The sequence below is a fragment of the Arthrobacter sp. 35W genome (genome assembly GCF_000482545.1).
In the GTDB taxonomy this organism is placed as follows: Bacteria; Actinomycetota; Actinomycetes; order Actinomycetales; family Micrococcaceae; genus Specibacter.
In genome coordinates this window covers 1101140-1115984 of sequence record NZ_KI519454.1, presented here as the reverse complement: position 1 = coordinate 1115984, position 14845 = coordinate 1101140, and the positions used below count along the sequence as shown (strand labels likewise).

Genomic DNA, 14845 nt, shown 5'->3' with positions numbered 1-14845 from the left:
GTCGGCGGCCATTTCACCGATGAACAGGTATACGGCAGAAAACCCGACGGCAAATGCCAGAAATCGAGGACTCGCAGTGATCAGCAACCAGCGCAACCCACACGCCATGAGCCCGTAGAACTAGGCCAAAAGCCGCGCCAAGCGGACTTCGTGTCAACACTTTGGCGGGTTTTGTCCACAGGCCGAGGCCCAAAGGGCCTCTGACCTGCGGAAACACTGTGCCCGAGGTGGGACTCGAACCGGATTTTCACCCCTGCAAGCACTGGGACGTTGAGGAAACATGCTGAATCCGGGCCAGTCCGGCACCGGTACGACCCAGTCCGACGGCAGTGGGTGTTGACATTGTCAACACCCACTTTTTTGTCATTCGAGGGCGCGCCAGACCAGCAGGAGATGTCCGTGACGGATCCTTCGTGCAGCACCACTACCCCGGCCATTTCTACTATGGCGGGTACCTGCGGTTCAGGGGCGATGGGCAGCGGTCCAAGACTCATGATCCCTACCCACCTCCTTCCATCCACAGAGAATCTGTCCTACCCATCCATCGGGTGTTCGACAAATCCCGACATGACCGCTTCGACCATCACAAGGGACCATGCCGTGATCCGTGCCCGGCGCACCGACCGCGGGCGGTCGCAACAGGCCCTCGCCGACGCTGCCGGGGTCTCGCGGAAGTTCCTCATCGACCTGGAAGCCGGCCACGACCACGCCGAACCCGGCAAGACCCCCGCCGTCCTCACCGCCCTCCGATTGTCCCTGGCCGCCACCGATCCGCTCCCCGCGGCAGCGACCACGACCCGGCACGGCACGGCACGACTATGCGGCCGCCTTCACACAACTGCTCGCTGCGCGGGACTTCGAGTTCGCGACCAAGATGCTCGCCGACTACGCCACCGCCTCCCTGGCAGCGGGCAGGCCGCTGCTCCAAGGCAGCCCCCGCCTCAAGGACCGGCACTGGACCGCGGCCCTGGCCGGGATCACCGCCTACACCGCCCACCGGCTCGGACAACCCACACCCCCTTGGGCACGGCGCACCAAACCCCTCGATGAGGCATGGATGCCGGCCGAGTCCTACCGGAGCGTCCGGGCCCCCATGAGGGAACTCACCCGCTCCGAAACCCCACCAGAGCTGGCCGCGATGAACGTGCTCATCCGCGAACGCAGCCTGGCCACCGCATGAGCAGCGGCGAGCTCACCGCCGACCAGATCCGCGCCCTCCTCCGCGAACTGGGCCGGCGCCTCCAGACCCGCAGCACCCACGGCGACATCAAATTCGTCGGCGGTGCGGCCCTCATCCTGTAGGGCATCGGCAACCGCCCCACCGCCGACATCGACGCCAGCTACGCCAACAGGGACACGGTCAGCGCCGTGGTCGCCGGCATGGCGTCCGACTACGATCTGGCCCCTGACTGGTTCAACTCCAATGCCGCGGCCTTCGTCCCGGACAACGCCACGTGGATCGGCCTCGAACACGTCGACGGGCTCACCATCCAGGCAGCCGACACCGAAACCCTTCTGGCCAGGAAGATCGCCGCCGAACGGGACAAGGACACCCCGGTATCGCCCGGCTCCTGCGCAATCCGGCATCACCGACGCCGCCGACCTCGCCTACGACACGTACGGCGAACACTCCATCCCACTGGCAGCCGACGCAGCGGCAACGCTCAGGCGCGAATCTGGCCAATAGCCAGAGGCCCCTCAACGCAGCCGATGGTTGCCACGGGACACGCAGTCAAACGCGCCAGGATTTCGAGCGAACACACTTCGCGTGAATCATCAGCCAACGATCCGGCGACGTCTCCTATAGGACGGCAGTATGGTTCCCGAAACAGTTCAGGGCCGGGGGTAGGGACGCTCTCCCGAGCCCCGTCGGACCATCCGCGTTTCGATCTCGACATGGGTGGGCTGCTTGTCGACCGTGTCGATCCGCGAAATGGCGAGTCTGGCAGCCGCTCGGCCCATCTCAGTGACGTCAAAGCCGACCACAGTGATGCCAAAGGTGTCCGCGAGCTCAAAATCATCAAAGCCGATGAATGCCGCATCGCTGGGCGATCGATAGGTGGCCTTGATGAAGGAAAGTGATGCACGGTTGTTCGCGGCCACAATGGCGGTGGGGCCGTTGTCTTGGTGCAGCAGCTCCGCCATGGCCCCATCGAGGGACGACTCGGCCGTGTCCGTGAGCCTCTCCCACCGTCCGCTGTCCGTGATGCCGGCCTCCAGCATCGCCTGCCGGTAGCCTGCCAGACGCTCCTTGATGGTGAACAGGTAGCTGCGGTTGGCGACGAATGCGATGTCCCGGTGCCCCATCTCGATCAGTGAACGGACGGCTTCGGCCATGCCCTTCCGGTTCTGGAGCAGGACCGTATCGGCAACGAGATTGGCAGGTGGCCGGTCCACGAAGACCATGGGGGGTCCAAAGGGCCTCTCCCGCTCCAAATAGGATTGGTCCGCCGCGACGGGCGCAACGATCAAGGCCCTGACCTGCTGCTCGAGCATGGCGTTCACGACGTCGGCCTCCGATTCGGGCGAGTCCTCGGTGATCCCGAGAATCAGTGTCATGCCGTGCAAGGCCAGCTCCCGCTCGATTCCGGCTGCCAGCTTGAAGTAGAACGGGTTGGCCAAGTCTCCGATGACCAGCGCCACCGTCTTGGTCAGGGCTCCGGTACGCAGGTTCTTCGCCAGGACGTTGGGCCGGAAACTCAGGCGCATAGCGGCTTCGCGCACGGCTTCCCTGGTTTTGGCTGCAACCTTTGGATCGTCGGCAAAGGCCCTCGATGCCGTCTTGGTGCTGACTCCGGCGAGGCGGGCCACATCGACGAGACGGGCGCGTGCATTCATTGAGGCCTCCACGGGTTCCGGACTTCTTGGGTCCAGTCCATTAAACCAGCACTCGTCCGCATTGGGTAATCGATGGACATTACGACATTTCAAAACTTTTTTTAGGACATTAAGTAACTAAGAAAACCCTTGTAAACACTAGGATTTTTGGTGATTTCAACCCAGGTTGTCGAGATGTTCATCGTTGTCATACTGGATTCTTGGGGCTACGGTGTTACACATCACAACGATCCGCATCGTGGAGGTCCAGGCTTGGCGGATTCCGCGTATGACCACGTTTGCAATGAAGGGAATGTAATGCGATCACTCAAGATGACAGGCGTAGGCGCCGCAGTGGGGGCGGTGGCCCTGTTGGCCTCGGGGTGCTCCGGCGGGTCCGGAACCTCGACGAACGCCGCCGGGCCCGTCAGCGACAGCGGGAAGTGCGAGCAGATCACGGTCCTGACCAATCGGACGGATCTGGTGGACACCACGTTTGCCGACTATGCCAAGACCTTCAGTGCCCAAAACCCGGGAAAGACGGTCAAATTCCAGGGCATCACCGACTACGCCAACGAAGTGAAGACCCGTATGAACACCAAGGACTACGGCGACGTACTCCTGATCCCCAGCACCGTCTCCCCGGACCAGTTCAGCCAGTTCTTTACGCCGCTGGGCACCACTGATGATCTCAGCAAAACCTACCGGTTCATCAATGAAGGCGCCTCCGGCGGCCAGGTCTACGGCATCGCCCAGACCGGCAACGCCACCGGTTATGCCATCAACAAGAAGGTCTGGGCTGCTGCCGGGATCACCACCCCACCCGCAACCCCGGACGACTTCATGGCGGACCTGAAGAAGATCAAGGACGCCACCGGAGCCACACCGCTGTACACCAATTACAAGGATGGCTGGCCCCTCACCCAGTTTGACCAGGTCACGGGGCTCGTTGACGGCGCGGACGCCAAGAATGTGCTGGCCCAGGACAGCACACCGTGGGCCCAGGGCAAGGAGCACTATGTCGGCGACTCCCTCCTGTTCGATGCGGTTCATGAGGGCCTGACGGAAAGCGATCCCACCACCACCAACTGGGAGAACAGCAAGACGCTGCTGGGTTCGGGAAAGGTGGGCACCATGGTGCTGGGGTCGTGGGCCGTGACCCAGCTGCGTGACGCCGCAACGAAGGCCGGTGGCGCGGCCTCGGACATCGACTACTGGCCGTGGCCGGTCCAAAAAGCGGGGAAGTTCCAGTCCGTGGCCAACGGAGACTACAAGGTCGCCATCAATAAGAACTCCTCGTGCCAGGAAACCAGCCGCAAATGGCTGGACTACTTCGCGGGCGCATCCGGCTACGCCACCAGCCAGGGCGGGCTGTCCCCGCGCCTTGACGGGCCCAAGCCCGACACTCTGGGCACATTCGACCAGTTGGGCGTGACCTACCTTGAGCTCGCGCCAGCCCCCGCAGGCAAGGAAGGCTCCCTCGCAGCCGTTCAAAAGGCCGCCGAGATCAACCTCACCGATGACGCCACCTACCGCCAGAAACTTGTGGACATTGCCCGCGGTGCTGCACCCGGCACCAAGGACTCGTACTTCTCCGAGCTCAACAAACGGTGGGCTGACGGCATCGCCACCGCCGGCCTGTAGTGCAAAATCAACCACTTGACCGGGTGCGCGCCCGCGCCCGGTCAGCATCAAGAAACGTGCAATCAATGACCCTGACCAGAACCCCACCCGTGGTGCGTCGGCCGGTTCGTACCCGCCGAACGCCGCTGCGGACCAAGCTCATCCCTTGGCTGTACCTCCTGCTTCCCCTGGCACTGCTCGTGGTTTTCACCTACGTACCGGTGGTCAACATGGTTTGGTACAGCTTCACATCCTGGGACGGCATCGACCAGAACAAGAAGTTCGTCGGCCTGACCAACTACATTGCCATCTTCACCCGGCCCGAACTGTTCGGTGTGTTCTTTGTTGGCCTCTACTACCTCGCCGGAGCCGTCCTGCAGCTCGGACTGGCCCTGTACTTCGCCACCATTTTGAGCTTCAACCTTAAATTCAGGAACTTCTTCAAGGGCATCATCTTCTTCCCCTACCTGATCAATGGCGTGGCGATCGGCTTTGTGTTCCTCTTCTTCCTCCAGCCCGGCGGATCCCTGGACCAGACACTCCAATTTCTGGGGCTGGGTGACCTTTCACGCCAATGGCTGGGAGACCCCGCGATAGCCAACATCTCGCTCGCCGGGATTTCCGTCTGGCGCTACTTGGGCCTGAACATGGTGCTGTACATCGGCGCCATCCAGTCCATCAGCCCGGACATCTTCGAAGCGGCGGACCTGGACGGCGCCTCGGCCTGGCAGAAGTTCCGCTTCATCATCGCGCCAAGCATTAAGCGGATCACCGGTCTGACGGCAATTCTGGCGATCTCGGGAAGCCTGTCGGTCTTCGAGATCCCGTACATCATGCTCGGCGGCGCCAACGGCACCGAGACCTTTGTCATCAAGACCGTCAAGATGGCGTTCTCGAATGGAAAGTTCGGCCTCGCTTCGGCCATGGCTGTCATTTTGCTGGTGATCGTGGTCATCGTGACCCTGATCCAGCGCCGGCTGATCAAAGACGATGTGGATGTGGCATGAAAACTTCACTCCCAACCATCGGCAAGTACGCCAGCCTCGTTGCTGCCTCCGTTGCCGTGTTCCTTCCCTTGACCGCCCTGCTCTTCGCCTCCTTCAAAACCAGCGAGGAATACGCCACCACTTCGGCCTTCGAGGCACCGAAGAACTGGTTCAATTTCCAAAACTATCTCGAGGCCTTTGACAAGGGCAGCATGCTGCAGGGCTTCGTCAACACCTCGTTCATCATGATTGTCTCCCTCGCCGGAACCATCCTCATCGGCACCATGGCAGCCTATGCTGTTGACCGTTTTCACTTCCGGGGCAAGTCCCTGGTTCTGGGGCTGTTCCTCATCGCGACCCTCGTACCGGGAGTGACCACCCAGGTGGCCACCTTCCAGATCGTCAACGGCCTTGGCCTGTTCAACAGCCCGTGGGCAGCCATCGTACTCTTCACCGGCACGGACATCATTGCCATCTACATTTTCCTGCAGTTCATGGCGACCATCCCCAAGGCCTTGGATGAAGCGGCCCGCATCGACGGGGCCAACCACTTCACGATCTACTTCCGCATCATCCTTCCACTGCTCAAACCGGCCATCGCCACCGTCATCATCATCAAGGGCATCGCCGTCTACAACGAGTTCTACATCCCGTTCCTGTACATGCCCAACCCGGACCTCGGCGTCATTTCCACCTCGCTGTTCCGCTTCAAGGGCCCGTTCGGCGCCCACTGGGAACTCCTGTCCGCCGGGGCCATCCTGGTGATCATTCCCACCCTCGTGATCTTCCTGTTCCTCCAACGCTTCATATACCGCGGCCTCGCCTCAGGATCGGTGAAATAAATGACATCCCTTGCCCACGCAAACACCCAAACCGGCCTCCTGCGCCGCAGCCTCTCCACTGGCTGGCATGCCCGCCTCGTCTCCGGGCCCGCACCCCATGGCATTGCCGGCGTCTCCATCCCGGCCACCGTCCCGGGGTCCATCCACACCGACCTTCTGGCTGCCGGCCTGATTCCCGATCCATATCTGGATGACAACGAACGACTCCTGTCCTGGGTCGGGCAGTGCAGCTGGGAATACAGCCTGGACTTTCCCTGGCACGACACCGGGAGGTCAATCACCGAACTGGTGTTCCTGGGACTGGACACGGTCAGCACCATCCACCTCAATGGCCGGGTACTGGACGAAACCCGGAACATGCACCGTACGTACACCTACAACGTTGGTCCCATGCTCCGGGAAGGCATCAACAGCCTCACCATCACCTTCGGATCGGCGGTCAAGTACGCGGACCAGGCCAGTCTGGACCTGGGCTACCGCCCGCACGTCAACCACCACCCCTACAACGCGATCCGCAAGATGGCCTGCAGCTTCGGCTGGGACTGGGGAATCGACACCGCCACGGCCGGCATTTGGAAAGAGGTGCACCTGCAGGAATGGTCGGGTGCACGGATCGAAAGCGTCCGTCCCGTGCTCACCGTTGACGGGTCCTCCGGCAAGGCCAGTATCTTCGTCCGCCTTGAGGGCGACACCGGCGACGACGTAGCCCTGGAGGTCCGGCTTGGCGGTCTGACGGCACGAATCGACGACTCCCCGGCCGACGGCGAATTCCGGATTGACCTGAGCGTGGAAGACCCCCGCATCTGGGCACCCCACACCTATGGCGAGGCGCACCTCTACGACCTCCACGTCGAACTGCTGCACGGCACCGCCCTGTCCGATTCGTGGTCCACCAAGGTCGGCTTCAGAACCATCGAAGTCCTGACCCCCAAGGATGAGCACGGCACCGCCATGTACTTCGAAGTCAACGGCGAACGTGTATTCATCCGCGGGGTCAACTGGATCCCCGATGACGCCTTCCCCCACCGGGTCACGCGTGAACGCCTGCGTGACCGCCTGACCCAGGCCAAGAAGGCCAACATCAACCTCATCCGCATCTGGGGCGGCGGCATCTATGAAAGCGATGACTTCTACGAGTTGTGCGATGAATTGGGTCTGCTGGTCTGGCAGGATTTCCTCTTCGCCTGCGCAGCGTACTCCGAAGACGAGTCCATGTTCGCGGAAGTGGAAGCCGAGGCCCGGCAGAACATCCTGCGCCTGATGCCGCATCCCAGCCTTGCGCTGTGGAACGGCAACAACGAGAACATTTGGGGGTTCGCCGACTGGAACTGGCAGTCCCGCCTCCAAGGAAAGACCTGGGGTGCAGGCTACTACTACGATCTGCTGCCTACGCTCGTGGCCGAAATCGATCCCGGCCGCCCCTACACCCCTGGCAGCCCGTTCTCCCCGGACCCGGCGCACGCGCCCAATGATCCGGCCCACGGCTCCATGCACATCTGGGACCTGTGGAACGAAAAGGACTACCCCCACTACAGGGACTACACGCCCCGGTTTGTCGCAGAATTCGGCTGGCAGGCACCCCCTGCTTGGTCCACGCTCACCGAGTCGCTGTCTGACAATCCCCTGACCCCGGAATCACCCGGCATGATCATCCACCAGAAGGCGATGCTCGGCAACGACAAGCTCAACGACGGCCTGGTCAACCACTTCGAGTTGCCCAACAACATGTCCGACTGGCACTGGGCCATGCAGCTGAACCAGGCAAATGCCATCAAGACGGGCCTGGAGCACATGCGCCACCTCAGCCCGCATTGCATGGGGGCCGTGGTGTGGCAGCTCAACGACTGCTGGCCCGTCACCTCATGGGCGGCAATCGACGGCTACGGCCGCGAAAAGCCGCTCCTGTTTGCCATCCAGTCCAGCTATGCTGACCGGCTGCTGACCATTCAGCCCCGCAAAGACCAGCTGGTGCTCTCCGCGGTCAACGACGGCCCCACCCCATGGGCCGGAGAGCTGCTGATGCAGCGCCTGGACTTTGTCGGGACCGTCCTGCACGAGGAACGACGCCCCATTGCCGTGGACCGCCGCGGAAACACCATCGTTGAGCTGCCCGCGCTGCTGGCCACGGCAGGCGCCGCGGACAACGAGGTTCTTGCCGTGTCACTGGGCGAGGCCCGGGCCTTGTGGTTCTTCGCCGAATACAAGGAATCGGCACTGGTGCAGCCCCGGCTCAGCCACACCCTGCAACGCACGCCGGAGGGATACGAGCTGGCCGTGACCGCAGCGGACCTGACCCGGGACCTGTCACTGCTGATCGACAAGGTGGACCCGGCGGCACGTGTCAACACCATGCTGGTGGACCTTCTGCCCGGAGAAACCGCGGTATTCCACATCACCACCGGATCCAAGATGACCGTGGCCGACCTCATTGATCCCGATGTCCTGCGCAGCGCCAACCAACTCGTCAAGGCCGGCCCGTCAGCCGTCACCGGCCAGCTGGCCACGGCGGAGGCCTGAGATGGCCGGAATCTTTGAACCACAGGGGTTTGCCGCCGGCATGACCTGGGGTTGGGTGGGAACCCGGGGAACATGGTCCACACCGGAAGCCGCGCAAAGCATGCAGGCCATGGCAGCCCTCAACGTCAACTGGGCAACCATTGCCTTCCAGGCCGTCCAGAGCACCGCCCACACCACCGACATCAACTTCACCAGTGACCAGACCGTGAGCGATAACGAGGTCCGGTGGGCCATCCGGAAAGCCAAGGCACTGGGCATGAAGGTGTGCCTCAAACCGGTCATCAATTGCGCCGACGGCACCTGGCGGGCGTTCATCGGCTTCTTCGACCAGGACGTGCCCAATGAACCGAGCTGGCGGGAATGGTTTGAAAACTACACCCGGTTCCTGGCCCACTACGCCAAAATCGCCGAGGAAGAGGGCTGCGAGCTGTTCTGCATCGGCTGTGAAATGGTGCAGACGGACCACCGCGAAACCGAATGGCGCGAGGCCATCGGGAACGTCCGGGCAGTGTTTAGCGGCCCGGTGACCTACAACTGCGACAAATACCAGGAGGACCGCCTGACCTGGTGGGACGCCGTGGATGTGATCTCCTCCAGCGGCTACTACCCGATGGGCAGCTGGGCCGGGCATCTGGACCGGATTGAGGCCGTGGTCCGCCAGCACAACAAACCGTTCCTCTTCCTGGAAGCCGGCTGCCCCGCACGGCAAGGTTCCCCGGCCCGTCCCAATGACTGGTCCCTGGAGGGGGCACCGTCCGAACAGGCCCAGTTCGACTACTACCAGGACATGTTGACCCACACCCTTGAACGCCCCTGGGTGGGCGGGTTCATGCTGTGGGACTGGCCGGCCCTGCTCTACCCGGTTGAACTCGCCGCCCGCGATGCCGACTACTGCATATACGGCAAGTCTGCATCCGCCCTCGTTGCCGACGCCTACGCCAAATCAACCGCTTCAACCTCGGAAGGATCCATGCCATGACCGCCACGGCTGCCATCTTGGCCATCGACGCCGGCCAGTCCTCGATCCGGGCCCGCCTTCTCAGGGGTGAGATTGTCGAAGGCCGGTGGGACTTCCCGCCGATCCTGACGGACAGGCCCCTGCTGCCCCAGCTGGTGGACGTGGTCCTGGCCCTTGTGCCCGAACGCCCCACTGGCCCGGTGCGGGTCGCCGCGGCCCTGTCCGGCCTGACACCCGCCGACGCCGATCCGGAGGCAGTCCTCCGGGCCTGCCAGGACCGTGGCGTGACCGCCGTCTATCTGACCCACGATTCCATCTCCGGATACCTCGGCTGCCTCGGAGACCGGCTCGGTTCGGCACTGGCCGCCGGCACCGGCGTCGTCACCTTGGCCACGGGCGAAAGCAGCTTCGCCCGGGTGGACGGCTGGGGCAACATCATGGGCGATGCGGGCAGCGGCTACTGGATCGGCCGGACCGGACTCGACGCCGCCATGCGCGCCCATGATGGCCGGGGCGAACCCACCAAAATCCTGGGCCTGATCCAGCAGGACTTCCCGGACGTGGAGAGCGCCTACATTGAAATCCAATCCAATCCGGAGCGGATCGCGTTGGTGGCCTCCTACGCCCGCCAGATCATCGACCTTTCCGACCACGACCTGGTGTCCCGCCGGATCGTGGAGCAGGCAATAGATGAACTCACCCTCTCCATTACCGCGAGCCTGGCCCGGGTGGGATGGTTGCCCGGATCCAGCCCGGACATCAGCTGGGTGGGAAAAATCCTCTCCAATCCACGGATGGAGGACCGGCTGCGGGACACGCTGCGCCAGGCCTGGCCCAACGCCAACCTGGTGGCGCCGCGCGGTGGGCCCCTAGACGGTGTGGCGCAGATCCCCGCTCTTCGCCCAGGCCACCCGTTGCACCCGCAGATCCATGTCTCCACCGTAGCCAGCCTGCACGGCATGTCCCTGCCCGGATAGGAAAGGATTCACTTGGCCCACAATGACTTGCCACTCACTGAGCTCGTCGGCTACCGTCCCGCGGTCCGCGAGCCGGAGGACTTCGACGCCTTCTGGACGGCGACGCTCACCGAAGCCCGGAGCTACGCCCTGGATGTACAGGCCACACCCCTCACGACGCCCTATGTGACCGTCGACATCGTCGATGTCAGCTTCAGCGGTTTCGGCGGGGACCGGATCAATGCCTGGTTCACCCGGCCCCGGGGCATCCCCGGGCCGCTGCCGGCCGTCGTCGAATTCATCGGCTACAACGGCGGTAGGGACCTGCCGGGTGAGAGCCTGTACTGGGCCAGTGCCGGCTATGCGCACCTGCACGTCGACACCCGGGGCCAGGGTTCCGGGTGGGGCGCGGGTGGAACCACGCCGGACCCGCACGGTTCGGGCCCCAGCGTGGCCGGATTCATGACAAAGGGCATCAACAATCCACAGGACTACTACTACCGCCGGGTCTTCACCGACGGTGTCCGTGCCGTGGAGGCAGCCCGTGCCCTCCCCGGCGTCGATCCCGGCCGCGTAGCCGTCCACGGAATCAGCCAGGGCGGCGGGATTGCCCTCGCGGTGGCCGGCCTGGTCCCGGACCTCACCGCCGTCATGGCCGACGTTCCGTTCCTGTGCCATTTCGCCCGTGGCGTGGAAATCTGCACCACCGATCCCTTCGCCGAGATCACCCGCTACCTCTCCGTGCACCGGGGCCAGATAGAGCAGATCTTCGACACGCTCTCCTACTTTGACGCCGTCAACCTCGCCAAACGCGCCTCGGCTCCGGCCCTCTTCTCCGTGGGCCTGATGGACGCCATCTGCCCGCCCTCCACCGTGTACGCCGCGTTCAACCACTACCGAGGTGAAATCAAACACGTCATCACCTACCCGTTCAATGACCATGAAGGCGGCCAGGGCCACCAGCGCCAAACACAGATGGCCTGGCTCGCCGACCTATCCCCATCCGGGTGTGGATTGCCTTGACATCAACCAGGCTTGAGACAGCATTCGCCGACGGCGGCAAACACCCCTACCGGGTACTACTGGGGATCCTGCGCCCGCACCGGCGCCAGCTATCCGTTGCTATCTTCTTCTTTGTCCTCAAAGACAGCCCGCTATGGATCCTGCCGATCCTCACGGGCAACATCATCGACATCGTCGTCTCGGGCGCGGGCATCGAGGGCTTATGGATCAATTTCGCGGTAGCCGCAGCCATCCTTGCCCAGAACTATCCGATGTCCCTCGCCTTCGTCCACCGTTTCAGCACCATAGTGCGCAGTGCCGCAGCGGAACTCCGAAACATGCTCACCCAACGATTGCAGGAGCTGTCCATCGGATTCCACCACCGCAGCAGTTCCTCCGTTATCCAGACCAAAGTGGTCCGGGACGTCGAGAACGTGGAACTGATGCTCCAGCAGTGCGTGGGCCCCGGCATGTCCGCGATCACGGTCCTCATCGGCGCACTGGCCACCACCGCCGTCCGGGTTCCTTCCTTTGTCCTCGTGTTCGCAGTGACAGTGCCCATCGGCGTCGTCCTCGTCAGGATGCTGCAACGAAGCTCCGCCGACCGCAACGAGCAGTTCCGCAAACAGGTGGAAAACCTGTCCGCCAAAGTGGGCGAAATGGCGTCCCTGATGCCCATCACCCGTGCGCATGGGCTGGAGCAGGTGGCCGCCCTCAGGGTGGCTGGCAGTGCGGAAGACGTCCGGCATGCCGGCCTGGAGCTGGACCGCCTAAACGGCCGATTCAATGCGGCGGCGTGGATTGCCTACCAGGTGCTGGGGCTGTGCTGCCTTGTCCTTGCCGCCACCGTCTCGATGACCGGATTCATCCCCGTCACCGCCGGTGAGGTGGTCCTGTTGAGCAGCTACTTCGCCATCCTGACCGGCGGCATCATTTCGCTGCTTGGACTGGCGCCCATCCTTGCCCGCGGCGGCGAATCCATCCGCTCCATGGCCGAAGTCATGCAGGATCCGGACATTGAGCGCAACCACGGGAAAGCCCCCGTCCAGGACGTCCTGGGCGATCTTCGCCTGGAAAACGTGCGCCTTTCCTTCCCGGCCTCCCAGTCCCCGGCGCTGGACGGAATCAGCGTCCACATCAGGCCCGGCGAGACTGTGGCTTTTGTCGGTCCGACCGGGTCCGGGAAGTCAACCCTTCTAAATGTGGCGTTGGGTTTCCTCCGCCCCGGTGCCGGCAGGGTGCTTTTGGACGGCGCGGACATGGCGTCGCTGGACCTTCGGACGTATCGAAACCGTGTCTCCATTGTCCCCCAGGAACCTGTCCTCTTCGAAGGCTCCATCCGCGACAACGTGACGTATGGCCGCGAAGGGGTGCCGGACGACCAGGTGCGCGCCGCTTTGGTCGGCGCCAACGCGGCCGGCTTTGTCGACGAGCTGCCCCGAGGCTGGCACACCCCGGTGGGCGAACGGGGTACAGGCCTCTCCGGCGGCCAGCGCCAACGCATTGCCATTGCCCGGGCACTTGTCCGGGATCCACGGGTCCTGTTCCTTGATGAGGCCACCAGCGCGCTCGACGTAGAAGCCGAAGCCCAGGTGCGCGATGCCCTTGCCCGTCTCATGCAGGGACGGACCACCTTGGTGGTGGCCCACCGGCTCTCCACCATTCGATCAGCCACCCGGATCGTCGTGCTGGAGCGGGGACGCATCGTGGAAATCGGCAGCCACCACGAACTACTGGAGCTCCACGGCGCCTATGCGCGCATGCACCGGCTCCAGGACGCCTAGCCCCACGGCAGGCCACCCGATGGTCTGGGCCCATCCCGAAGGGCGCACCACCGTTTTCGTTGGGCCACCACGGCTCCGCTGGAAACCCGTCTCCACCCACCACCCCTTGCCCCGCACCACCGGGTGCAAGGGCATGCTCCCCAAACACTAAGGACCAAAGAATGTACCCTCTGACCGGATCCCGACGTTCCTACGACTGGGGATCGACCTCCTCGATGTCCGATTTTCTTGGCATCGAAGCCGATGGAGCGCCATTCGCCGAACTCTGGCTGGGCGCGCATCCCACCGGCCCGTCCACCATCCACTCTCCTGGCGGCGGGGAGCTTCTGGACCGGGCCATTGCCACCGCGCCAGCGACGCATCTGGGCCAAAGGGTCCATTCTGCATTCGGGCGGCTCCCTTATCTGCTCAAACTCCTGGCCCCGGCGCGTCCCCTGTCCCTGCAGGTCCACCCCAACCCTGACATGGCGCGGGCCGGGTACGACGACGAACAGCACCGCGGCGTTCCCCTGACAGATCCTGGCCGCACCTTTCGGGACCAGCACCACAAACCCGAGATGGTCTACGCCCTGACCCGGTTCGAGGGACTCGTTGGTTTCCGTGCACACACGGAAGCCGCCAGCCTGCTGGGATCCCTCAACGGTCCCCTCAAGCCTGCCTACGAGGCGCTGACCTCGGGCCCCTCCGCCGACCGCCTGCAGGCCGCGCTTCAATCGCTGCTGGGCCTGTCCGCTACGGACGTTGGCCAGGTCGTGGCAACATGCCGGGAGCAGGCAGACATCGTCTCCGACCCCGCCATGCGCAGTGCGTATAAAACCGTCACCGAGCTGGCCGGGTTCTATCCCGGCGATGTCGGAGCCGTCATCTCTCTCCTGCTGAACCGTGTTGTCCTGCAGGCTGGCCAGCTCGTCTTTCTCGGTGCAGGAGTTCCACATGCCTACCTCAGCGGCTTTGGGCTGGAGCTGATGGCAAATTCAGACAACGTCCTCCGCCTTGGTCTCACGGCCAAACACGTCGACAGCGACGCTATGTTGGAGGCCCTTGACTTCACGTCGTCCGGCTTTAACCTTGAATCCGTTCCGAACAATGCCGTCACCCATGTGTTCACTCCCCCGGTCCCCGAATTCGCGCTGTCCATCACCCATCCCGGCCGTGCGGGGGACATGTCCCTCACCCTGCCCGAGGATGGACCGCGCATCCTCGTATGTTTGGACGGGACTGTACGAGTGTCGACTCGGACCGAGCCGCTGGGGCAGGTGTTGAAGCGTGGGGAATCCGTCTATGTTCCCGCGGCCGACGGCCCGGCAACAGTGGAGGGCGCGGGCACGGTGGCACAGGCCTTCGTGCCCTAGCCCGGAAC

12 protein-coding genes and 1 pseudogene are annotated in these 14845 nt (G+C 63.6%); 12 read left to right on the top strand and 1 reads right to left on the bottom strand.

The features are described from left to right. Nucleotides 1-393: 393 nt before the first annotated feature. The 3 genes and pseudogenes from K254_RS26420 to K254_RS26300 all read left to right on the top strand — a co-directional run. Nucleotides 394-699 (top strand): annotated as a pseudogene (locus tag K254_RS26420) (helix-turn-helix transcriptional regulator); the annotation flags it as partial. 175 nt (nucleotides 700-874) lie between these two features. Beyond that, complete coding sequence (locus K254_RS26110; RefSeq protein WP_026554393.1) at nucleotides 875-1180, top strand: hypothetical protein; 306 nt, start codon at nucleotides 875-877, stop codon at nucleotides 1178-1180. Further along, on the top strand, nucleotides 1177-1302 hold the full coding sequence (locus K254_RS26300; protein WP_269209002.1) for a hypothetical protein: 126 nt from the start codon (nucleotides 1177-1179) through the stop codon (nucleotides 1300-1302). The genes K254_RS26110 and K254_RS26300 overlap by 4 nt, the downstream gene beginning before the upstream one ends. 531 nt (nucleotides 1303-1833) lie before the next feature. Here the strand turns inward: K254_RS26300 and K254_RS0104695 are convergent. Beyond that, complete coding sequence (locus K254_RS0104695) at nucleotides 1834-2838, bottom strand: LacI family DNA-binding transcriptional regulator (protein ID WP_026554392.1); 1005 nt, start codon at nucleotides 2836-2838, stop codon at nucleotides 1834-1836. 297 nt (nucleotides 2839-3135) lie between these two features. Here K254_RS0104695 and K254_RS0104685 point away from each other — a divergent pair, with 297 nt between their 5' ends. The 9 genes from K254_RS0104685 to manA all read left to right on the top strand — a co-directional run bounded on the left by K254_RS0104685 (nucleotide 3136) and on the right by manA (nucleotide 14837). Next, nucleotides 3136-4461, top strand: coding sequence for an ABC transporter substrate-binding protein (locus tag K254_RS0104685; RefSeq protein ID WP_026554391.1), 1326 nt, complete (start codon nucleotides 3136-3138; stop codon nucleotides 4459-4461). Between the two features lie 65 nt (nucleotides 4462-4526). Continuing rightward, entirely contained in the window at nucleotides 4527-5447 is a 921-nt protein-coding gene (locus K254_RS21785) for a carbohydrate ABC transporter permease (protein WP_081709895.1), read from the top strand. Continuing rightward, a complete protein-coding gene (locus K254_RS0104675; protein WP_026554390.1) occupies nucleotides 5444-6268 on the top strand; it encodes a carbohydrate ABC transporter permease in 825 nt (274 codons plus the stop codon). The genes K254_RS21785 and K254_RS0104675 overlap by 4 nt, the downstream gene beginning before the upstream one ends. Beyond that, the gene (locus K254_RS0104670; protein ID WP_051388827.1) at nucleotides 6269-8785 is read left to right on the top strand and encodes a glycoside hydrolase family 2 protein; all 2517 of its coding nucleotides are present in this window, start codon (nucleotides 6269-6271) and stop codon (nucleotides 8783-8785) included. A gap of 1 nt (nucleotide 8786) precedes the next feature. Next, nucleotides 8787-9764 (top strand): glycoside hydrolase family 113, encoded by a 978-nt coding sequence (locus K254_RS0104665; protein WP_035749009.1) that lies wholly within the window; start codon nucleotides 8787-8789, stop codon nucleotides 9762-9764. Then, nucleotides 9761-10720, top strand: coding sequence for an N-acetylglucosamine kinase (locus K254_RS0104660; RefSeq protein WP_035749007.1), 960 nt, complete (start codon nucleotides 9761-9763; stop codon nucleotides 10718-10720). The genes K254_RS0104665 and K254_RS0104660 overlap by 4 nt, the downstream gene beginning before the upstream one ends. Before the next feature lie 12 nt (nucleotides 10721-10732). Next, entirely contained in the window at nucleotides 10733-11722 is a 990-nt protein-coding gene (locus tag K254_RS0104655) for an acetylxylan esterase (protein WP_026554386.1), read from the top strand. Beyond that, nucleotides 11719-13485, top strand: coding sequence for an ABC transporter ATP-binding protein (locus K254_RS21780; protein ID WP_035749004.1), 1767 nt, complete (start codon nucleotides 11719-11721; stop codon nucleotides 13483-13485). The genes K254_RS0104655 and K254_RS21780 overlap by 4 nt, the downstream gene beginning before the upstream one ends. 161 nt (nucleotides 13486-13646) lie before the next feature. Next, complete coding sequence (gene manA, locus K254_RS0104645) at nucleotides 13647-14837, top strand: mannose-6-phosphate isomerase, class I (protein ID WP_026554385.1); 1191 nt, start codon at nucleotides 13647-13649, stop codon at nucleotides 14835-14837. Nucleotides 14838-14845: the final 8 nt, after the last annotated feature.